Below are 20,414 nucleotides of genomic sequence, written 5' to 3' on the forward strand. Positions count from 1 at the left end.
TTATTCATAGCCTTACTCCATGGCTGATACAAACATATGACAGAAGAAGAATCTGAAAAAGCAGTTATTGATTTGGCTATCGGACGAAATCAGATTCGGATTGAAGGTTCAGAATCATTCGTCTCCGACGAGATGGAGACAATTCTGGATACTATTGATCTACGAAAAGGGGAGCAGAACCCCTCCTCAAGAGGGACAGAGTCAACTGAATTACAAGATTTTGACGATAACTCTGAAGTAGATTCAACAAACGAAGCGGACACGAATAAGTCCGAGTTATCAGAAATTGCTGAATCACTTGGTGTCGAATTGAGCCGATTAAGAAGGCACTTTTTTATAGAGGATGGGAATATTCATGTTGAGAACCCACTAAATATACCCCCGCGCTTTGCGTTACTTGGTTACTGTACAATAGAGAACGAGCGGAAGAACACCACAACTTTCGATAACACAGAGATGAAAGAAAAGTTGATAAACGGAGAAGGGGTGGAGATCGATGGTTGGGGAGATTTCATATACAATGCCAGAAGGCGTGGTGATATTCGAGACGACCCAAATACAGATCAGTCTCGAAATAAACCATTCCGGCTTACCCGTGATGGTCGTGAGTCGTTCCTTGACTGGCTGAATGATAATGAATGAGAACAATTGAGGATTTCTTCATAGATATTGAGGATTTCCATGATGACTTGGAAATTAGGGATACAAAGACAATTCATACTCAAGAATATGAAGATACCGTTCGCGAATTATACGCAGACTGGCAAGCTGTAAAAGTTAGTCTGAAGCCTCACACATCCGAGAGGGTGATCGAGGAAATAGATACACTATTCACAGACCTTTTAGGTGAATCACGCCGATCAAGCCCGAGAGTTAGTCAGTCTGCTAATTATTTAGAATCTATTGAAAACATCTATATTGAGGAGATATATCCCGAAATATCTATGCGCGAAATTGAAGCGGGATTTGTCAATAGCCTTGTTTCGGAATTAGATCAAATTGAGGACGATAAGTATCATACATACATTGAAGAAGCAATTCAATGTATCCAAGTTGGCGCAAATCGTGGAGCGGTAGTTCTTGGATGGCAAGCGGCAATGTATGGACTCTATTGTAAACTTGAGGAACATAGTGAGCCGATACATGTAGCCTATGAGAAAAAGTTCCATACAAAACCAGACACATCAATAGATGATTTTTGGGATTTTCAAAAATTAAAAGATGAAAATGTACTCATCCTTGCCGAATATATCGGTATCATAGATAAGAGTTTAAAAGACATGTTAGTTAGATAAAAAGACATACGGAACAAAGCGGCACATCCGGGAATCTATGATGTTGGGCCAAATGGCACTAAGGCCCTACTGGAGACCGTTCTTCAACTACTTGTGGAACTTGAATTCTGATATACAGTCAATCCAAGCGGGTTGTCACACCAATTGTACGTTGATCTTATTTTAAGAAGGTACCAGCTCAGAAATTTTCATGATTTTGACGATCGTTTTGCCTTTGAGACACGCTCCGCCCTCCCCCCTATATATACCGTTGTGTATTACTTAGGGTGGAAGGTTCAGTCAAAAACGCGAATCAGCATAATTTCTATTTAAAAGGCAAACCGCTATGGTTAAACCTACAGACCGCGTCTGTAAAAGAGGGAACGAGTTGAGTGACGCGTTCATTCTAATTGGTTGTCTCTGATCAGCTGTTTCCGATTAGGCGTAGCTACTTACCAGAATGCGTTGCGGGACACCTAATCGTGAGAACGGGCTTCCGATCAAATTTGCGGTAGCTGGATTCTCGTTATTAGGATCCCCGCGATCAGTCAGAATAGGTTGGAACGGGGGCCTTCTCGCGAACACATGTACTTAAAGGCCAACCCTACGGTCAGATCGGAGCTTAATCGAGTACTGCTCCAAATTACAGCCATGAGAGCGAACAGTCTCGACTCAGTCTATCTCCCCGTCTCAATATGCCATTCGACGAAAACAAACCCGAGCCGATCACCTCGCTTGATACATCGAACGAAACTATGTTTCACCCAAACGAATGTACAGAACCGAGTACATCATGGGCTAAAGAGGGCCTTCTCACCAATAGAAACTACCACAAGAGACAAGATGAGTATGCTGATCTCAAATGGCTTGACGCGGGCCGTGGAGATCGTCGAAAGCGAGGTGATGATGAATCACTAAAGCAGATGATGGATCGAAAAAACCGGTTCGACGCCATTGCGTCTCAATTAGGCTTCACACACTATCAGAAATCTACTGGTAGAAATCTAAGAAACATTCAGCCTCTGAGAAATATGGGTTGTAAAGATGAGTACACCGCGTTCTGTCTCTGTGTTTTCATCGGTCGATACGGCACATACGCGCGTAGAACACCTGAAAATTCAAAATGGGATCCGGAGGGACCTGATTGTATCTCTGACGGCTCTCGAAAGGTCTACCACCCTACTCGGTCGGCGAAAAATAATGACGAGCGGTTCGTCGAGTTAGTCGAAAAGATCGGCCTTGATGAAGAGAAGATAGCTGAGGTCATGGGTAGAATGGCTGACAAGCTCCCTCCCGATCTGACTTGGCACAAGAACTAATCTTGCTTTGTCAAATTGATTGAGACACAATTGTAGATATTCGCCAAATCGAAGTATTTCAAATAAGGACTGTTTTAATATTCACCTTGGAATATTTCACGTGGGGTTACCTCTTTCCAATACTCTGTATTCCAAACAATCTCTGCGAAACGATCTGCGAGGTATTCGGCGTCATCTTTTGAAAGTCCGTGTAATTCTCCACGAGTTTTAGAACAAGTAGATACCCAAGAATCGTGTTGGCGATGTGTCTCAGCAGTACTCCGCCGCTCTTCAGCAATTTCCACACCCTCTTCGGTAAGATAGTACCAGTTTCGTCTATCTTCACCAGTAGTACCCATTACGTAGATTGCTTGCCAACCGGGAAGATCATCGTCATCAACCACGGCGAGGAAGGGTCTCTGTTCATTTTTCGCTCTCTGGTATTGCTCATTCTTTTCATCCATGTCATTACAAACTGGCACCGAAGCGGGGAAATCCGGATCCATACAATATCAATTTGTTGTCGGTTCCCTCATAATATTTTTGTCGCTTGTGTCCTTGAGCTGTTCAGCCACGACTGACTCCGTGTCGATGGACAGCTCCTTACACGTCTCGTAGAACTCCGCCACAGGGCCGTCAGAAGAGCCGGAGGTGCTGGACGACCCCATCACTCTCGGTACTCCCCGAAGCCTCTCCTGAGCTATCCTCGCTGGACTGAGCCGAACCGCCGTCGTTCTCCCATTAAAATTGGGCCGATTAAGATATTACCCTTAGTTATTTACAGGTTATCTAAGAATGGTCTCCGAACCAGTCTACTCACGTCAGGATCATCTCCCTCTATAGCGTCAGAGATGAGTTCCATTTCTTCCTCAGAGAACTCCGCAAATGCGCGGCCGTTCTCCCGTTCAAGTGCCTTCCAAAGGGTCACTTCAAGAAGCTCTATCTCTATCTCCCGACGCCGTTTGGGAGTTCCACAGCTAACGTATTCTTCGGTGAGTGCCTCGATCTCTTCGGTGTCAATATTGATCTCTGTCATCGTTATCCCATCCGGTTCAGCGCGTCGCGTCGGTCTTCTACCGGTGCCTGATCGTATCGCATAGTCGTCTGAGCGCTCTTGTGCCTTAGTTGAGCCTGTGCCGCTCCCAAGTCTTCCTCCCGGGCCATGTAGGTCGCCGTCGAGTGGCGGATCGAATAGAACGTGCGTCCCTCTGAGGGAATACACGCAGTCTCGCAGACTTGTCGAAACAGACGGTTCAGAGAGTAGTACTGGTACGGATTCCCCGACCGATTGAGCCACAGGGAATCCGAATCCAGATACTTGTCGTACTGTTGTCTCTCGGTGAGCCATCTATCGAGTGCGTTCGCAGTACGATCCGTGAGGGAGACGGTCCAATTGTCGGTGTTCTTGGAAGAGTCCTCTTTGGGAATCCGCAAGAGAGAGTTCCTAACGTCTACCCAATCGACTTTCGCCCGCTTGACCTCTACCGGACGCAAGCCAGTATCGAGCGCGGTCCAGAACAAGCTCGGGATCTTCCACGAGTTGGCCTGTTTGAACTCGTCGGGACCTACGTCTCTCTTGGGCTTCTCAAAGCGCTGTGCGAGGTGTATCTTCCATCGGTCGCGCTGTTCAGGTGTGAGGTTGTTGTAGCTCGGAACGCTCCCGTGTTCCAGTACGGCCTCTCTGACGGCACTCCGCTCTTCGCGGGTGAGGAAGTCCTTGGGATTGGTGTTCCCGGTGTTCGTGGTGAACGTGATTTCTGGTTCCCACTCTTCTCCGTCAAGCGTGTGCGCGCGCCAGCGGAACAGCATTTTAACCGCTTTCAGGTGGCTTGCCTTGTTCTCCTGAGAGGTATCTCCGTAGGCAAGCTTCCTCATGTAGGCGTCTGCGTGATCGTGTGTGATCTCGGTAGTATAGCGGTCTTCTTCGTCCCACACGAACCGGTAGAAGGCGTCGAGTCGGTATGCTCGTCCGTTCGCGGTGTCGTAGGCATATCCGTCTCCGTGGTCGGGATCCTTTCCGATGTTTACCATCCAGCCGATGAGGCGTTCTCGGTGTTCTCGGTAGTCGGTCAACTGACGTTGTGACAGGTATGCTTCGGACGGTTTTGGGACCACCCGGATACCCGCCTTTTTGACTTGAGACATATGGTTCTCGTTGTGTTGAGAACCGGTGAAAACGCCACACGGCTCCGCCGTGTAGGTCCGGGTGCGAGAATCGAACCCGCGTCTCAGCCTCCACAAGGCTGAAGGATAGTCCACTACCCTAACCCGGACACGCGTCGATACCTACCTCGCTTCGATAAATAACGGTTACGACTCCCGGACGGGCGTGTGACGCGGTGGCGTCCGGTGATCGTGCAGAGTCGCTTCGGGTCGTCTCGGTTCGTCCCCCGAGCGAACGAGGTCGACGCACCGCGCCGTTTTTACTGCCCGCCGGCGTACGTCGGCGCACCCGTGGCGTTCACCGACAAGATCTACGTGAAGAACCACCGGCAGCTCGCCTCTCAGCTGGAGACGAACATTCCGAAGGGGGCGTTCGCCGGCGCGACCCTCGACATGCTGTTCACCGGCGACGGCCTCTCGAAGCTCGACTCCACGACCCGCGACCGGATCCTCGACTTCGCCGAGGACTTCCTCGACTGCGACTGCCAGGCGAACCCCTACTGCGGCTGCCCGGAGGAGAAGTTCATGCGGTACGTGCTGGAGCTCCGGGCCGAGGGGCTCGGCCCGCAGGCGATCGTGGACGTGATGACGGACGACTACATGGTGTACGCGTACACCGGCGACGTGCTCTCGTTCCTCGACGACGCGGTGCGGAACCTGGAGGCCGTCGAGACCCTCGCCGACGTCGAGGGCAACGAGGAGATGTCCGACCGAGCGCGACGCGCGAAGCGCGAACTATCGGGATAAGCCGTTTATTGCTGCCGCGGTTCTGCTGGTCTCGTCGATTATTTATAACCCGTCGCCAGCGACTGCGCGACGGACGCCCACAGAGCCCCAGCCCCTCGCTTATAAATGACTGATTGTGGATCGGCGGAGAACACCTCCAAAGCCCCCGCCTCCCGGCTGCCCCTTTGAGTCCCTCCCGCACGGCACCACAACCGCACCTCACACCTCCCCAACCTCGCCGCTCACGCCCTTCGGGCGTTCGCGGCGTCCCTCGCGCGTGCGACTCGCGGCCGCCCTCGGCGGCCGCTCACCGGCACGCGCCACCGCGGTTCCATTTATAAACAATGACGTCGGTCACGGCCGATTCGTCTTCCCGTCCGCGTGGAGCGTCCGAACGGTCTAAGTGCGCTCGCGCCCGAACTCGGGTAATGAGTCTTCGGCCCGCGTGGCTGACCTTCAGGCGATACGCGGCGGCGACGACGGCGATGACGCTGACGCTGTTCGCGCTCGGCGTCTACACCGCGGCGACCGGCTCCGGACTGGCGTGCGAGGCGCAGTGGCCGCTCTGCTCGGACCGGCTCATCCCCGCGCTGACGATCAACCCGGACTTCATCGAGTGGTTCCACCGGGCGTGGGCGATGGTCACCGGCTTCCTCATTATCGGGACCGCGGGCTGGACGTGGCTCGGGAGCTTCGACCGCCGGACGCGGCTCGCCGCGACGCTCGCGGTCGCGATCCTCCCGCTGCAGATCACCGTCGGCGCGATCACCGTCACGGTCGGCGGCCTCGTCCCCGGCGGCTACACCGTCTCGACGCACGCGGCCCACCTGATCGTCGCGCTGACGATCTTCACGCTGCTCGGACTGGCGACCATCTGGGGCGGCGGCCGCGGGTCGGCGCGCCTCCTCCGGATCGCGGCGACCGTCGGCGTCGCCGGGATCGCCGCCAGCGCGGTCTTCTCGCGGGCGGTCCCGTTCGTCACGTACTCGCCGGGCGCGCAGGCGGGCTTCTACGCCGCCGGGCTCGCGGGCCACCTCGGCCTCGTCGCGACGGTCGCGTTCGCCACCGAGGCGGTCCGGTCGGGCTACGCGGGCGTGAGCCGCGACGCGGCCGGCACCGTCCGCCTGCTCGCCGCGGGCGCGATGGCCGCGCTCGTCGCGACGCTGCTCCTCGGCCGCGACCTGGTGTTGTACACCGCGGTCTGGGAGCGGATCAACCTCGTCGCGCTGGGCGTCGCCGTCGCGCTCGCGGCCGGCGCGGCGTGGGTCGCGCGCGACGCCGACGAGGTGCGCGACGGCTCGGCCCCGATCGGCGGCGACTGACCGGACGGTCGGCCGTTCGCGGAGGAAAGGTTGAAATCGGTCCACGTTCTCCCACCGATATGTCATACCGTACGGAAACAGACGTGAGTCGTCGGACTTACCTGAAGCTGACCGGTGGCGCGGGCGCCGTCGGGCTCTCCGGCGTCGCCGGGTGCCTCGGCGAGAGCGGCGGCGGCGATACCACGATCACCCCCGGCACCGCGCCGGGGTTCCCGCCGTTCGAGATGCAGCAGGAGGGCGAGCTGGTCGGCTTCGACATCGACCTGCTGGAGGCCGTCGTCGAGGAGACCGAGTACGAGATCGACGAGTGGGCGACCTTCGACTTCGACGGGCTCATCCCCGCGCTCACGCAGAACGAGGAGATCGACGTGATCGCGGCCGCGATGACGATCACCGAGGACCGCCAGGAGACGATCGCCTTCTCGGACCCCTACTGGGAGTCCGATCAGGCGATCCTCGTACGCGAGGGGGGCGACTTCCAGCCGTCGGGCTGGGCGGACTTCGAGGGCGTCCGCGTCGGCGCGCAGTCCGGGACGACCGGCGCCGACCAGGTGGAGTCGAACCTCGTCGACGAGGAGATCATCTCGGCGGACGACTTCTCCACGTACGACAGCTACGTCCTCGCGGTCGAGGACCTCGCGAACGAGAACATCGACGCCGTCGTCGTCGACAACCCGGTCGCCGAGACGTTCGCGGCGGAGCGCGCTGTGACGATCGCGTTCATCGAGGAGACTGGCGAGCGGTTCGGCTTCGGCCTCCGGCAGGGCGAGTCGGAGCTGCAGTCGGCGCTCAACGACGGGCTCGCGACCGTCCGCGACGACGGGACGTACCAGGAGATAACCAACACCTGGTTCGGGCAGGAGTAGGATGTCGGCCGCGGGGTCGCTCGCGCTCGCCGCGTCCGGTAGCCTCGGCGCCCTCGGCGTCGTTCCCCCCGGCGCGCCGTCGGCCGCGAGCGCCGTCTGGCTCGTCGGCGAGGCGGCCGACTGGGCGTTCGTCTTCCGGAACGCCGACTACCTGGCCGGGGGCGCCCTGCTGACGGTCGGGCTCACGGCGGCGTCGATCCTCCTCGGCTTCCTCGTCGGCTTCCCGGCGGGCGCGGTCGAGGTGTACGGCGGCGGGCTCCCGAAGCGGCTCGTGAGCGGCGCCGGCGTCGTCCTCCGCGGGACGCCCATCGTCGTCATCCTCCTCGTGATGTACTTCGTGATCGGCGTCCCGCAGGTGAACCTCGGCGTCGCGTCGATCTCGCCGGCGGTCTCGGCCGGGATCTTGGGGCTCGGACTCCGCAGCGCGGCGTACCAGTCGCAGATCTTCCGGGCGTCGCTCGCGAGCGTCGACGACGGCCAGCTGGAGGCCGGGCGGTCGATCGGGCTCTCGCGGTTCGAGGCGATCCGCTACGTCGTCGTCCCGCAGGCGCTCCGGCGGTCGATCCCGGGGTTCCAGAACGAGTTCACGATCGTGTTGAAGGACACGAGCATCGTCTTCGCGATCGGGCTCGCCGAGCTGTTGACCCGCGGGGCGGACCTCTTCACGCAGCGGACGACCGCGGTGTTGGAGGTCATCCTGTTCATCAGTGCGATCTACTTCGTCCTCACGTTCACGACGAACCGCGCGCTCGACCGCCTCGGCAGCCACTACGCGATCCCGGAGGGCGAGTCCACATGAGTGACGGCGACGCGTTCCTCCGGGTGACCGACGTCTCGAAGTGGTACGGCGACGAGCAGGTGCTCGACGAGGTCTCCTTCGAGATGGACCGCGGCGACGTCACCGTGCTGATCGGCCCGTCCGGCTCCGGGAAGTCGACGATGCTGCGCTGCGTCAACCGGCTCGCGGAGGCCCAGGAGGGGTCGATCGCGCTCGACGGCGAGGAGGTGCTCGCGCCCGACACCGACGTCGACGAGCTCCGCCGCGAGGTCGGGATGGTGTTCCAGAGCTTCAACCTGTTCGCGCACCTGACCGCGACCGGGAACGTCGCGCTCGGTCCGCGGCGCGTGCTCGGCCTCTCCGAGGACGAGGCCCGCGACCGCGCGGCGGCCCAGCTGGAGCGCGTCGGCCTCGGCGACCAGCTCGACTCGTACCCGGCGGAGCTGTCCGGCGGGCAACAGCAGCGCGTGGGGATCGCCCGCGCGCTGGCGATGGAGCCGAAGCTGATGCTGTTCGACGAGCCGACGAGCGCGCTCGACCCGGAGCTCATCGGCGAGGTGTTAGAGGTGATGCGCGGGCTCGTCGAGGAGGGGATGACGATGCTCGTCGTCACCCACGAGATGAGCTTCGCGCGGGCGGTCGCCGACGAGGTGGTCTTCTTGGACGACGGCCGCGTCGTCGAGCGCGGCCCGCCGGAACAGCTGTTCGAACGGCCCGAGCGGGAGCGGACCGGCCGCTTCCTCGAACGCATCGCGAGCCACGACTGATGGCGGGGGCGACGAGGCCGCAGACGGTGGCCGAGCGCGCGGCCGACGCGGAGGCGTCCGCCGGCCGGGTCCTCCTCGTCGCGGCCGGCGCGCTGTTCTGGGGCTGGCTCGCCGTCAGTTGGGTCAACCGGTGGCTCGGCGGACCGCTCGTCCCCGTCGGCGACCCGCTCGTCTCGCCGGCCGCCGTCGAGGCCGCCCTCGGCGCGGTCCCCGGCCTCGCCGCGGTTGCGGCCGACGCCGCGTTCGTGATCGGGCTCACCCCCGTCCTCGCGCAGGGGACGTGGCTCACGGTCGTCATCACCGGCGTGAGCCTCGTCTGCGGCTTCGTCATCGCCGTGCCGCTCGCGGTCGCGCGGGTGTACGGCCGGTTCTCGGCGTGGCTCTCGCTCGGCTACACCGAGCTGTTGCGCGGCACGCCGCTCCTCGCGCAGCTGTTCGTGCTCTACTACGGGCTGAACCTCGCGGCGTACGTGCCCGGCGCGCTCTCCGGCGTCTTCGCGCGCGACGTGGTCTGGGTCGCGATCTTAGGGTTCACGCTCAACGGGGCCGCCTACCAGGCGGAGTACATCCGCGGCGCGGTCGAGAGCGTCGACGAGGGCCAGATCACCGCCGGGCGGGCGATCGGGCTCTCGAAGGTGGAGTCGATCTACTACGTGGTGCTCCCGCAGGCGCTCCGGTACGCGATCCCCTCGTGGACGAACGAGTTCGTCTACCTGATCAAGTACTCGTCGCTCGCGGGCTTCATCACCGTCCCGGAGCTCTACTACCGGGCGGACCAGGTCGCCACCGACACGTTCCGGTACACCGCCATCTTCCTCGTGCTCGGCGTCATGTACCTCGCCTTAGTGCTCACGGCCTCGAAGGTCATGGAGCGCGTCGACGCCCGCGTCGCGATCCCGGGATTGGGCGCGGACCGGGACCGGTGACCGGTCACCCCTCGAAGTCGGTGACGACCTCCACGCCCTTCACCCCGTACTCGTCCATCGCCGCGAGCCGGTCGGAGACGTCCGACAGCGACAGTTCCCGGGCGACGAGCGCGCCGGGGTCGATATCGGTCGCCTCGATCAGGTCGAAGAGGTCGCCGTAGCTCGTCGGCGGCATCCCGCGCGCGCCGAGGAAGGAGACCTCCCAGCGCGTCATCCAGTCGGTCGGCAGCGACACCTCGCCGCGCTCGGCGTCGGTGGTGAGCCCGACCTGCACGTGGGTTCCGCGCGGGCGGACCGACCGGACCGAGTTTCGACACGTCTCTGCGATCCCCAGCGCGTCCATCGAGACGTCGGCGCCGCCGTCGGTGTGCTCGCGGATCCGCTCGGGGACGGGCTCCGCCGACGGCGACTCCGGGTTCACGAGGCGGTCGGCGCCGAGGTCGCCCGCGAGCGACAGCGCGTCGTCGTCGACGTCGACGGCGACGACGCGCGCACCGAGCGCGTCGCCGAGCTGGACCGCCGAGAGGCCGACGCCGCCGCAGCCGTGGACGGCGAGCCGGTCGCCCCCGCTCAGGCCCGCCCGCTCGGCGAGCGCGTGGTAGGCGGTCATGTACCGGCAGCCGAGCGCGGCCGCGGCGGTCGCGTCGAGCCACGGCGGGCGCTCGACGAGGTTGTAGTCGGCGGCCGGGACGGCGACCCGCTCCGCGAAGGCGCCGGGCGCGGCGGCCTCGAAGCCGAGCGCGCGCCCGTCGGCGCAGACGTTGCCCGCGCCCCGGCGGCAGTACGGACAGGTGCCGTCGCCGAGCGAGAAGGGGACGACGACGCGGTCGCCCGGCCCGAACCGGTCGACCTCGCCGCCGACGGCGACCACCTCGCCGGCGGGTTCGTGACCGAGCACCTGCCCCCGCGGGACGCGGTCGTCGGCCCACTCGCCGTGGCCCATCCAGGCGTGCCAGTCGCTCCGGCAGACGCCGCACGCCGCCACGCGGACCACGGCCTCGTCCGGTCCGGGCTGGGGAGCGGGGACGTCGCGGACCGCAAGCGGTTCGCCGTACTCGCGAAGGATCGCCGCGCGCATGGGCCGAGGGAGGGAGCGAAGCGGCGTAAAACCCTCCCGAATTCCGGTCGAATCCGAGTCGGCCCGCGTCGGACACGCATACAGGTACTGACACTACACGTCACGGTTTCGCGTAACGGGCCGAAAACCTCTCTTTTCGTCCTTATTCGACTTGATTCCGAAGAGATATCCGTTGATACTGAACGTCAGAAAACTGATATTTAGGTAAGGTTTATTATTCTACAAGATAGCCGTTCATGCGTGCGCCCATCGATGGAGCGTCGGCCCGGCGTCGCCTACCGGCGGCCGGACGGCGACCCGACCCGGTTCGTCGTCGAGGCCGCCGGCGAGCCTCGACTGGACGTCGACGCCCTCCCTCGGACCGGCTGGCTGGAGGCCACGGCCGAGGCCGACCGCGAGCGCCTCCGGTCGGCGCTCGACGGCGAGACGGTCGACGTCACCTATCGCCTCGCGCTCGGCGACGACGACCCCACGTGGGTCCGCGAGCGCGGGCGCTCCGACGGGAGCGGCGACGTCGTCGGCTACCTCCTCCCGGCGAGCGAGGGCGACGAGCGCCGCCGTCAGCTGGAGCGACAGCGCGAGCGGTTAGAGGAGTTCGCCAGCGTCGTCTCGCACGACCTCCGCAACCCGCTCTCGGTCGCCGTCGGCAACGTCGAGCTGGCGAAGGAGTTCGGGGGCGAGGCGGCCGACGAGCGGCTCGACCGCGCCCACGACGCGCTCGACTGGATGGACGACCTCATCTCCGATCTTCTGGCGCTCGCGCGCGAGGGCCGCTCCGTCGAGGAGACCGCAACGGTCGACCTGCGTTCCGTCGTCGACGCGGCGTGGCAGACGGCGGGGTCGGGATCGGACGCGACGCTCGTCGTCGAGGACTCGCTCCCGTGGGTCGAGTGCGACCGCAGCCGGCTCCGACAGGCGCTGGAGAACCTCTTCCGAAACGCGATCGAACACGGGGCGCCCGACGACTGCTCGCCGGGCGAGGTGTCCGGTGCGGTCGGGGGAGACGTCGGCGACGACGGGTCGGCGGACGCGTCGCTCCGCGTCTCGGTCGGCGTCACCGCGGACGGGTTCTACGTCGCGGACGACGGCTCCGGGATCGACCCCTCGGAGCGGGAGTCGGTGTTCGAGCCCGGACGGACGAGCGCGGACGACGGCACCGGCTTCGGGCTCGCGATCGTCGAGCGCATCGCCGAGGCCCACGGCTGGTCGGTGTCCGCCACCGAGAGCCGGCGGAGCGGTGCTCGGTTCGAGTTCGACGGGGTCGACGTCGTCGACGGGAGCGCCGACCCGACGGAGGCGGACGGGGGCGACGTCGCGACCGGCTTCGGCGGCTCGTCGACGGAGTAGCGCCGCGGTCGCGGCGACGGCCGTTCAGACGAAGTCCCCGAGCCCCGCCTGTCCGTCGTCCTCGCTCTCCTCGCCGTCCGTACCGTTCGCGCCGACCGCGTCGTCCGTCGCGGGCGCGTCGTCGCCGTCGGGATTCGAACCCCCGTCCGCGCCCGCGGCGCCGGCCCCCTCCGCGTCGGCGTCGACGCCCTCGGCCCCCCGCGCCCCGCCGGCGAACGCGCCCTCGGCGTGGTCCTCCACGCGCTCCTCGCGGAGCGCCTGCGCGTCCTCGACGATCGACGCGACCTTGTTGGTGGACTCGCCGGAGCCGGTGACGAAGGCGACGCCGGACTCGTCGAGGTCGTAGGCGGCCGCCATCGCGACCGTCAATTCGCGGGGCTTGCAGTGGTGCGTGACCGCCTCCAGGAAGGGGAGCACCTCGCGGCGCGCGGTCGCGACGCTGCAGCCGCTTCTGGCCGCGATCCGTCCGACCACCTCGTCGGCGGTCGCGTCCGAGGAGCTCCAGAACTGCGGGCGACCGTAGCGCGTCCATCCCCCCTTCTCCCCGTCGCGGGCGGCGGCGACCCCGGCGGCCGCGTTGTCGGTCGCGTAGCGCCAGTAGGTGTAGTTCTGGGTGGCGCGCACGCGGCCCAGCCACACGTCGGCGTTCGCGAGGCAGTCGTACGCCCGGACCGACTCCGCCGGGTCGTACACGTCGAGGACGTTGTTCTCGATCCACTTCGTGAGGTCGTCGGGCGTCTCGTCGACGGCGTACGCCGACTGCAGCGCCTCCTCCGCCGACTCCTCTTTCAGGACCGCGTCGAGGAACGGGAACAGCCCGAGCGCCTTGTCGCGGTCGCCGGTGACCACGTCCCCGATCGCGATCGACTCGCGGCCCTCCGTGGCGGCCTGCAGGTCGTTGATCGCGCCGCGGAGGTCCCCGCGGTTGCGCTCCGCGATCCGTTCGAGCGCGTCGGACTCGAACTCGATCCCCTCCTTCCGGCAGACGTCCCGGAGGACGGGGACGATGGAGCGCGCGGAGACGTCGCGGAACTCGATCTCTTGGGTGGCGTCCCGGAGCCCACGCGACATGTCGTAGTAGTCGTTGGCGATGAGCACGATCGGCTGCCCCGACTCCTTGACCAGCTCCGTGATCGCCGAGGCGCCGCCCCGGTCGTAGTTGCCGTGGATATTGTCGGCCTCGTCGACGATGACCAGTTGGCGGGAGGCGGTGTCGCCGCCGCTCGCGCCGCCGCCGGCCGCGCTCCCGCCGAGGGTGGCGTTGCGCGCCGCACGGCCCGCCGAGCGCTCGATGACGTCGGCGGTGCGCTGGTCGGAGGCGTTCAGCTCCACCGTCTCCCACCCCATGTCGTTCGCGAGCGCGTGGGCCGCGCTCGTCTTCCCGACGCCCGGGCTCCCGTGGAGGACCACGGCCTCGCGGTGGTCGTCCCACGAGCGCGCCCACTCCGCGAACGCGTCGCGGGCCTTGTCGTTGCCGCGGACCTCCGAGAGCGTGCTCGGGCGGTACTTCTCCGTCCAATCGGCCATTACCGGCGGTAGGTCGCTGCGGCGTTTAGTGGTTCCGGAGGGTCGCTCGCCGGACGGCCTCCTCGGATCGTGCAGGGGAGCGACCCCCTCGTACGTCCCGTCGCCGGAGACGACGGCGTCGCCGTCGGACTCGACGAGGCAGAGCGGCTCGTGGAGGGGGTCTGAGAGCGTTCGCCGACGGCACCGCCGCCGCTCCCGTTTTGAAAAGTCGAAGTGGGACCGCTGAGAGTTGAACTCAGGTCATACGGACCCCATCCGCATAGGATACCACTACCCCACGGTCCCTGGCTACACGCGGAAAAACGGCGGTACGGTAATTAAGGACTTCGCTTCACTCGCCGTCGCCCCCGCTCCCGTCCGCATCCGGACCCGCGGCGACGCGATCACAGGAGGACGCGTTCCAGCGAGACGACGACGCCGGAGTCGGCGTCCGGATCGCCGACGAGCCGCCCGAGACAGACCGCGGCGCCGTCGGGCGTGTGGCAGGCGACGAGCGGCGGGTCGCCGTCTCCGGACTTCGCGTCCGGATCGGCCGCCGCCCCCGCGTCCGCGCCGATGACGCCGGGCGCGTACACCGGCGCGCCGGTGGCGACGCTGCGCGCCGCCGAGGGCGCGACCGTGACCGACGGGAGGTGCACCAGCGCCTCCTCGGCGGGACGGACGACCTCGCGCAGCAGCGACTCGTCGCCGTCGCGCGCCCACGCGAGGCCGTCGACGAGGTCCTGTAAGGGGTGCAGATCGCGGTCGTCGAACGGGTCGGTGGCGGTCCGACGGAGGTGGCCCATGTGCGCGCCGACCCCCGTCGCGAGACCGATGTCGTGACACAGCTTCCGAATATACGTCCCCGACTCGCATCGGATCCGGAGGAGCGCTCGCCAGTCCTCGACCTCCAGCACGTCGAGCGCGCGGATCGTCCGCGTCCGGAGCCGTCGGGTCACGGCGCTCTTCCGCGGCGGCTTCTGGTAGATCTCCGCCTCGAACTCGGCGGCGATCTCGCGGAAGTCGTCCGGTGGCGACCCGTGGAGTTCGAGGACCGAGACGTACTCCTTGCTCCCCTCCAGGAAGACCTGAGCCGCTCGGGTCGCGTCGCCGGTGAGGGTCGGCAGGCAGCCGGTGACCTTCGGATCGAGGGTGCCGGCGTGGGCGACGCCGTCGATCGGGTCGCCTCCCGGATCGAGCGCGGCGAGGGCGTCGTTGACCGCGTCGCGCACCCACGCGGAGAGCTGGTGGGAGGAGGGGCCGGCCGGCTTGTCGACGTTGACGACGCCGAAGCGGAGCAGCTCGGGGACCGAGCGCTCCCCGGGCGGGGCTCGGAGCGGGTCGTCGGCGGACCCGCCCGGATCGTTCGCGGATGCGGGGTCGTCGCCGGCTGTGTCGGTCATTGGTAGACTCCGTCTCGTCGCGGACTCAGAAGTCGTAGCGAACGCCCTCGATGGGCGCCTTCCCCTCGTCGGCCGCGGGGTCGTACGCCTCGACGGTGGCGACGAGCACGTCGAGGAAGCGGTCGGGGGGCCAGCGGGCGGTGTTGTACGCGGCGTCGTAGATCGACAGGTCGTCGACGTCGATACCGTAGAGCTCGCGGTACCGCTTGCGCTCGGACGCCTCGCGGCGCTCCGTCTCGGCGCGCGCCCGGTCGACGGGCTTCTCCTCCCGCTCCGCGATCCGCTCGGCGCGGACCGAGAGGGGGGCGTCGAACCAGAACCGGAAGTCGGCGTGCTCGGCCGCGAGCCACCCGGCGAGCCGCGACTCCAGGACGAGCTCGTCGCCGGTCTCCGCGGTCTCGCGGAGGCGTCGGTCGAGCTTGCGGTCGAACCGAGGGTCCTCCTCCGCGAACTCGTTGAACTCGACCGGCGTCATGTCGCGTTCGGCCGCCATCTCGCGGAAGATGTCGCCGCCGGAGACGTGCTCCACGCCGAGGCGGTCGGCCAGCCCCGCGGCGTTCGTGCTCTTCCCGCTGCCCGGCGGGCCGGAGACGGTGATCAACATACCGCTACTGCGCGGGTGTCGTTCAAAACGGTTGTCGTTCGGCGCTCGCGGGCGACGTTCGTTCAGTTCCCGTGGGCGACGTTCGCCCGGTGCTCGCTGGCGACCGGGATTCGACGTCGCTCCTGTCGCGGCGTCCCTCGCTACCGGTTCCGCGTCGCCGCGGTCATCGACCAGACGGCGACGAGGCCGAGCAGGACGGCGGGGACGAGCGGGAGCGCGAGGTACGTCGCGAAGAACGGCAGCCCGAACCAGCCCGCCGCGTACGGGTAGAGGTAGATGATCCCCGGGATGACGAGGACGCAAGTGAACAGGACGGCCGTCAGCGCCCACCCCTTCCGGCCGAAGCCGTCGGCGGTCGGCCCCTCGGCGGTGACGGAGCCGGCGTCCGACCCCGACGCGACCGGCTCCTCGCCGGCCGGGCGCTCCCCGCTCTCGCCGTCCGGGACGTGGACGTAGCCGCCGTCCGCGCTCCCGTCGGCGTCGGTCTCAGAGCTCACTGTCGGGCCTTACCACTACCTTGCCAAAGCCCTCACGGTTCTCGATCATCTCGTGGGCGCGCGCGGCCTCGCTCATCGGGAGGGTGTCGCGGACGCGCGGCTCGAAGGTGCCGTCCCAGACGAGTTCGAGGACATCGTCGACCTCGCCGGGCGTCGCCATCGTCGAGCCGATGACCGACAGCTGGTTCCAGAAGATCCGGTTGAGCCCCGCGTCGGGGTTCGGGCCGGTGGTCGCGCCGCAGGTGACGAGCCGGCCGCCCTTCGCCAGCGACTTCAGCGAGTTCGGGTAGGTCGCCTCGCCGACGTGGTCGACGACGACGTCGACGCCGCGGCGCCCGGTCCGCTCGGCGATCTCCTCGGCGAAGTCGTTCGCCTCGTAGTCGATGACGTGGTCGGCGCCGCACTCCTCGGCGTGCGAGAGCTTCGCCTCGGAGGAGGCGGTCGCGAACACCTCACAGCCCGCGTGGTCGGCGATCTGGACCGCCGCGTGGCCGACGCCGCCGGAGGCGCCGAGCACGAGGACTGTCTCGCCCGCCTCGATGTCGGCGCGAGTCTGGAGCATCCGCCACGCGGTCTGGAAGACGAGCGAGGCGGAGCCGGCGACCTCCCAGTCGACGCCCGCGGGGACGGGGACGAGGTTCTCCGCGGGGACGGCCGCCCGCTCGGCGTGGACGCCCCGGACGTGCTCGCCGATGATGTGGAACGAGGGACACAGCGACTCCTCGCCGTGGCGACAGAACTCGCACTCGCCGCAGGAGACGCCGGCGCTCACGGCGACGCGGTCGCCGGGCTCGAACCGCGTCACCCCTTCGCCGACCGTCTCGACGACGCCGGCCGCGTCGCTGCCGGGGATATGCGGCATCTCCAGGTCGATCCCGGGCATCCCGCGACGCGTCCAGACGTCGAGGTGGTTCAGCGCGCCCGCCTTGACGTCGACGAGGACCTCGCCGCGGTCGGGCTCGGGGTCGGGGAACTCGCCGTACTCGATCACGTCGCGGTCGCCGTGGGAACCGAACTGGACGGCCTTCATGGATCGGACCACCCGGGGCATCCACTAAACAGTACGCCAAACGGAACCTCCCTGCGCGGTCCGCGTCTCTCCGACGGCGGTCCCCGTCCCCCCGTGCCAACGCCTCACACCCGTGGGAACCGGACGCACTCGCCCCGCCCTTCCGTGATGTTTAAGTAGCGAAAGCGGGACCGTACGGATGCACGAACTGCAGGGGCGCCGGGTCCCGAGTCCGCGAGGGCGACGATACGACGCGAGTTGCGGTAGCCAAGCCTGGCCCAAGGCGCAGGGTTGCTAACTCTGTGGCGTCACTGCCTCCGGGGTTCGAATCCCCGCCGCAACGCTCGAACGGACCGAGCACCGCCGGATTCGCGCCGGTAGGGCTCACCACAACCAACACATGAGCACGGAAGAACCACAGGACGACTCGCCGGAGGAGGAGGAAGACCTCCAGTACTTCGTCCGGATCGGGGGCGCGGACCTCGACGGGACGAAGACGGTCGAGCGAAGCCTGTCCGAACTCGACGGCATCGGCACGCGCACGGCGCGGCTGGTCGCCGAGAAGGCCGACGTGGACAAGAACGCCACGTTCGGCCTCCTCGACGAGGGGGACATCGACGCGGTGGTCGACATCGCCGAGAACCTCGAAGACCACGTCCCGTCGTGGATGACGAACAGACAGAACGACTTCTACTCCGGGGAGACGACGCACCTCGTCGGCACCGACGTCAGCGAGAAGCGTCGCCACGACATCAACCGGATGAAGGTCATCGAATCGTACAAGGGCGTTCGCCACAAGCGCGGCCAGAAGGTACGCGGCCAGCGCACGAAGTCCACGGGTCGCTCGGAGGGGACCATCGGGGTCAACGTCGAGGAGATCCGCGAGGAGATGGCGGAAGACGAGGCGGGTGACGACGAATGAGCACCGGCAAGAACACGAAGGGATACGAGACGCCGAACCACCCGTACCAGGGCGAGCGGATCGCCGAGGAGTCAGACCTCCTCTCGCGGTACGGTCTGAAGAACAAAGAGGAGTTCTGGCGCGCCCAGTCCGAGCTGCGCAGCATGCGACGCGAGGCGCGTCGCCTGCTCGGCGAGGCCCAGGGCGACGTCGACGCCGCCCAGGAGGCCGGCTCGGAGTTCGTCGCGCGGCTCCGCCGCATCGGCATCCTCGGCGACAACGACGACATCTCCGCGGTCCTCTCGCTGGACGTGACCGACCTGCTCGAACGCCGCCTCCAGACGGTCGCCTACCGGCAGGGGTTCGCGTCCTCGACCCAGCAGGCCCGCCAGTTCATCGTCCACGGCCACATCACCGTCGACGGCGCGCGCGTCACGCGCCCATCGGTGAAGGTCGACGTGGACGACGAGGGCGCCATCGCCTTCGACGAGACGAGCCCGCTCGCGGACGATCTCCACCCCGAGCGCGCGGAGTCACAGGAGTAATCTACCATGAGTGAATCCGAGGACGGAAAGTGGGGCATCGCCCACGTGTACGCGTCGTTCAACAACACGCTCATCACGGTCACCGACGAGACGGGCGCCGAGACGATCGCCAAGTCGTCCGGCGGCACCGTGGTGAAGCAGAACCGCGACGAGGCGTCGCCGTACGCCGCCATGCAGATGGCGGAGGTCGTCGCCGAGCGCGTCAAGGACGCCGGCCTAGAGGGCGTGCACGTTCGCGTGCGCGGCCCGGGCGGCAACCTCAACAAGTCCACCGGTCCCGGTGCGCAGGCGACGATCCGCGCGCTCTCGCGTGCGGGCGTCGAGATCGGCCGGATCGAGGACGTCACGCCGATCCCGCACGACGGGACGAAGGCGCCGAAGAACAAGCGAGTCTGACATGACGGAAGACGACTTCGACGTCCAGTACGTCGAACGGGACGATCGCAGCGCGCGGGTGCTGATCCGCGGGCTCACGCCGGCGTTCGCGAACGGCATCCGCCGCGCGATGATCGCCGACGTCCCGACGTTCTCGATCGACACCGTCCGGTTCGTCGAGAACTCCTCCGTCATGTTCGACGAGATGATCGGCCTCCGGCTGGGGCTGGTGCCCCTGACGACGCCGCTCGACGACTTCGAGGTCGGCGACGAGGTCACCCTCGCGCTCGACGTCGAGGGCCCGGCGACGGCGTACTCCGGCGACATCGAGAGCGCCGACCCGCTCGTCGAGGTCGCCGACGAGAACGTCCCGATCATCGAGCTGAAGGAGGGACAGCGGCTGGAGTTCGAGGCGGACGCGGTGCTGAACACCGGCAAGGAGCACGCCAAACACCAGGGCGGCGTCTCGGTCGGCTACCGCCACCTCCAGCGCGTCTCGGTCGAGGGCGACCGCGGCGAGTTCGACGACGACGAGCCGAACATCCTCCGCGGCGTCATCGAGGCGCCCGACGGGTCGATAGAGCTCACCGACGAGTTCGACAACGACCTCTCGGAGCGGTTCCCCGGCAAGGAGGTCGCGGTCGAGGACGTCCCCGGCGCGTTCGTCTTCCACATCGAGACGGACGGGTCGTTCAGCGTCGAGGAACTGCTGCTCCGCGCGATCGACTCCATCGAGGAGCGCGCGGACGAACTACAGACGAAAGTCGCGGTCTAACGTAATGACGGACCTTCGAACCACGCGGCCGGCGCTCGCCCCTGCACGGAGCCGCGGCGCCGCCCGATCCGACGCCGCGTCGGGTCGCGTCGAGCCCGCGTCGGGTCGCCCCGACGCCGGGACCGAAAGTGGTTTGAAGGGAGCCGGGTTACGCAGGAGTGCACGCAGGGATAGCCAAGTCAGGCCAACGGCGCAGCGTTCAGGGCGCTGTCCTGTAGAGGTCCGCAGGTTCAAATCCTGCTCCCTGCACTCCG

24 protein-coding genes and 4 tRNA genes are annotated in these 20,414 nt (G+C 65.4%); 16 read left to right on the forward strand and 12 right to left on the reverse strand.

Features of this window, described 5'->3' with window-relative positions; all coding sequences use genetic code 11:
* Positions 1-36 precede the first annotated feature (36 nt).
* The 3 genes from NO900_RS05555 (at position 37) to NO900_RS05565 (ending at position 2,593) form a co-directional block, all read left to right on the forward strand.
* Complete coding sequence (locus tag NO900_RS05555; RefSeq protein ID WP_256408224.1) at positions 37-642, forward strand: hypothetical protein; 606 nt, start codon at positions 37-39, stop codon at positions 640-642.
* Entirely contained in the window at positions 639-1,295 is a 657-nt protein-coding gene (locus tag NO900_RS05560) for a hypothetical protein (RefSeq protein WP_256408225.1), read from the forward strand. Before NO900_RS05555 ends, NO900_RS05560 begins: the two co-directional genes overlap by 4 nt.
* Before the next feature lie 674 nt (positions 1,296-1,969).
* A complete protein-coding gene (locus NO900_RS05565) occupies positions 1,970-2,593 on the forward strand; it encodes a hypothetical protein (RefSeq protein WP_256408226.1) in 624 nt (207 codons plus the stop codon).
* Between the two features lie 74 nt (positions 2,594-2,667).
* Here NO900_RS05565 and NO900_RS05570 read toward each other — a convergent pair whose 3' ends face one another.
* The 5 genes from NO900_RS05570 to NO900_RS05590 form a co-directional block, all read right to left on the reverse strand.
* Positions 2,668-3,078, reverse strand: coding sequence for a hypothetical protein (locus tag NO900_RS05570; protein WP_256408227.1), 411 nt, complete (start codon positions 3,076-3,078; stop codon positions 2,668-2,670).
* A 6-nt stretch (positions 3,079-3,084) separates the two neighbouring features.
* On the reverse strand, positions 3,085-3,240 hold the full coding sequence (locus tag NO900_RS05575) for a hypothetical protein (protein ID WP_256408228.1): 156 nt from the start codon (positions 3,238-3,240) through the stop codon (positions 3,085-3,087).
* 110 nt (positions 3,241-3,350) lie between these two features.
* On the reverse strand, positions 3,351-3,608 hold the full coding sequence (locus NO900_RS05580; RefSeq protein WP_256408229.1) for a hypothetical protein: 258 nt from the start codon (positions 3,606-3,608) through the stop codon (positions 3,351-3,353).
* Between the two features lie 2 nt (positions 3,609-3,610).
* Positions 3,611-4,717: a tyrosine-type recombinase/integrase gene (locus tag NO900_RS05585; protein WP_256408230.1), complete on the reverse strand. Its 1,107-nt coding sequence runs from the start codon at positions 4,715-4,717 to the stop codon at positions 3,611-3,613.
* Positions 4,718-4,772: 55 nt separating this feature from the next.
* A tRNA-His gene (locus NO900_RS05590) sits at positions 4,773-4,845 on the reverse strand.
* Positions 4,846-5,026: 181 nt separating this feature from the next.
* Between NO900_RS05590 and NO900_RS05595 the strand changes: the two genes are divergently transcribed.
* From NO900_RS05595 to NO900_RS05620, 6 genes are all read left to right on the forward strand, one after another.
* Positions 5,027-5,482 (forward strand): DUF5814 domain-containing protein, encoded by a 456-nt coding sequence (locus NO900_RS05595; protein WP_256408231.1) that lies wholly within the window; start codon positions 5,027-5,029, stop codon positions 5,480-5,482.
* 464 nt (positions 5,483-5,946) lie between these two features.
* Positions 5,947-6,783, forward strand: a complete 837-nt coding sequence (locus NO900_RS05600) for a COX15/CtaA family protein (RefSeq protein ID WP_256408421.1) — start codon at positions 5,947-5,949, stop codon at positions 6,781-6,783.
* A 59-nt stretch (positions 6,784-6,842) separates the two neighbouring features.
* Positions 6,843-7,649, forward strand: coding sequence for a basic amino acid ABC transporter substrate-binding protein (locus tag NO900_RS05605; RefSeq protein WP_256408232.1), 807 nt, complete (start codon positions 6,843-6,845; stop codon positions 7,647-7,649).
* Between the two features lies 1 nt (position 7,650).
* Positions 7,651-8,448 carry an amino acid ABC transporter permease gene (locus NO900_RS05610; protein WP_256408233.1) on the forward strand — a complete coding sequence of 266 codons (798 nt, stop codon included), beginning with the start codon at positions 7,651-7,653 and terminating at the stop codon, positions 8,446-8,448.
* On the forward strand, positions 8,445-9,194 hold the full coding sequence (locus NO900_RS05615; protein WP_256408234.1) for an amino acid ABC transporter ATP-binding protein: 750 nt from the start codon (positions 8,445-8,447) through the stop codon (positions 9,192-9,194). Before NO900_RS05610 ends, NO900_RS05615 begins: the two co-directional genes overlap by 4 nt.
* On the forward strand, positions 9,194-10,120 hold the full coding sequence (locus tag NO900_RS05620) for an amino acid ABC transporter permease (protein ID WP_256408235.1): 927 nt from the start codon (positions 9,194-9,196) through the stop codon (positions 10,118-10,120). The genes NO900_RS05615 and NO900_RS05620 overlap by 1 nt, the downstream gene beginning before the upstream one ends.
* 4 nt (positions 10,121-10,124) lie before the next feature.
* Here the strand turns inward: NO900_RS05620 and NO900_RS05625 are convergent, their stop codons facing one another.
* Positions 10,125-11,198, reverse strand: coding sequence for a zinc-dependent alcohol dehydrogenase family protein (locus NO900_RS05625; protein WP_256408236.1), 1,074 nt, complete (start codon positions 11,196-11,198; stop codon positions 10,125-10,127).
* Between the two features lie 252 nt (positions 11,199-11,450).
* On the opposite strand from NO900_RS05625, the gene NO900_RS05630 reads away from it, so the two are divergent.
* The gene (locus NO900_RS05630) at positions 11,451-12,545 is read left to right on the forward strand and encodes a sensor histidine kinase (protein ID WP_256408422.1); all 1,095 of its coding nucleotides are present in this window, start codon (positions 11,451-11,453) and stop codon (positions 12,543-12,545) included.
* A gap of 24 nt (positions 12,546-12,569) precedes the next feature.
* On the opposite strand, the gene NO900_RS05635 is transcribed toward NO900_RS05630, so the two are convergent.
* The 6 genes from NO900_RS05635 to NO900_RS05660 form a co-directional block, all read right to left on the reverse strand.
* Positions 12,570-14,072 carry a replication factor C large subunit gene (locus NO900_RS05635; protein WP_256408237.1) on the reverse strand — a complete coding sequence of 501 codons (1,503 nt, stop codon included), beginning with the start codon at positions 14,070-14,072 and terminating at the stop codon, positions 12,570-12,572.
* 214 nt (positions 14,073-14,286) lie between these two features.
* Positions 14,287-14,357, reverse strand: a tRNA-Pro gene (locus NO900_RS05640).
* Positions 14,358-14,455: 98 nt separating this feature from the next.
* Positions 14,456-15,454, reverse strand: a complete 999-nt coding sequence (locus NO900_RS05645; RefSeq protein WP_256408238.1) for an RNA-guided pseudouridylation complex pseudouridine synthase subunit Cbf5 — start codon at positions 15,452-15,454, stop codon at positions 14,456-14,458.
* Positions 15,455-15,479: 25 nt separating this feature from the next.
* The gene (cmk, locus tag NO900_RS05650; protein ID WP_256408239.1) at positions 15,480-16,058 is read right to left on the reverse strand and encodes a (d)CMP kinase; all 579 of its coding nucleotides are present in this window, start codon (positions 16,056-16,058) and stop codon (positions 15,480-15,482) included.
* A gap of 140 nt (positions 16,059-16,198) precedes the next feature.
* Positions 16,199-16,555, reverse strand: coding sequence for a DUF7977 family protein (locus NO900_RS05655; RefSeq protein WP_256408240.1), 357 nt, complete (start codon positions 16,553-16,555; stop codon positions 16,199-16,201).
* The gene (locus tag NO900_RS05660) at positions 16,545-17,585 is read right to left on the reverse strand and encodes a zinc-binding dehydrogenase (protein ID WP_256408241.1); all 1,041 of its coding nucleotides are present in this window, start codon (positions 17,583-17,585) and stop codon (positions 16,545-16,547) included. The genes NO900_RS05655 and NO900_RS05660 overlap by 11 nt, the downstream gene beginning before the upstream one ends.
* A gap of 236 nt (positions 17,586-17,821) precedes the next feature.
* Here NO900_RS05660 and NO900_RS05665 point away from each other — a divergent pair.
* The 6 genes from NO900_RS05665 (at position 17,822) to NO900_RS05690 (ending at position 20,409) form a co-directional block, all read left to right on the forward strand.
* Positions 17,822-17,907: transfer RNA gene (locus NO900_RS05665), tRNA-Ser, on the forward strand.
* A 57-nt stretch (positions 17,908-17,964) separates the two neighbouring features.
* Positions 17,965-18,486: a 30S ribosomal protein S13 gene (locus NO900_RS05670; RefSeq protein ID WP_256408242.1), complete on the forward strand. Its 522-nt coding sequence runs from the start codon at positions 17,965-17,967 to the stop codon at positions 18,484-18,486.
* Positions 18,483-19,010 carry a 30S ribosomal protein S4 gene (locus NO900_RS05675; RefSeq protein WP_256408243.1) on the forward strand — a complete coding sequence of 176 codons (528 nt, stop codon included), beginning with the start codon at positions 18,483-18,485 and terminating at the stop codon, positions 19,008-19,010. The genes NO900_RS05670 and NO900_RS05675 overlap by 4 nt, the downstream gene beginning before the upstream one ends.
* 6 nt (positions 19,011-19,016) lie before the next feature.
* Positions 19,017-19,406 (forward strand): 30S ribosomal protein S11, encoded by a 390-nt coding sequence (locus NO900_RS05680; protein ID WP_004046448.1) that lies wholly within the window; start codon positions 19,017-19,019, stop codon positions 19,404-19,406.
* A gap of 1 nt (position 19,407) precedes the next feature.
* Positions 19,408-20,160, forward strand: coding sequence for a DNA-directed RNA polymerase subunit D (locus NO900_RS05685; RefSeq protein ID WP_256408244.1), 753 nt, complete (start codon positions 19,408-19,410; stop codon positions 20,158-20,160).
* Between the two features lie 164 nt (positions 20,161-20,324).
* Positions 20,325-20,409 (forward strand) — tRNA-Leu (locus NO900_RS05690).
* Positions 20,410-20,414 lie beyond the last annotated feature (5 nt).

Source organism: Halorubrum rutilum (genome assembly GCF_024494565.1).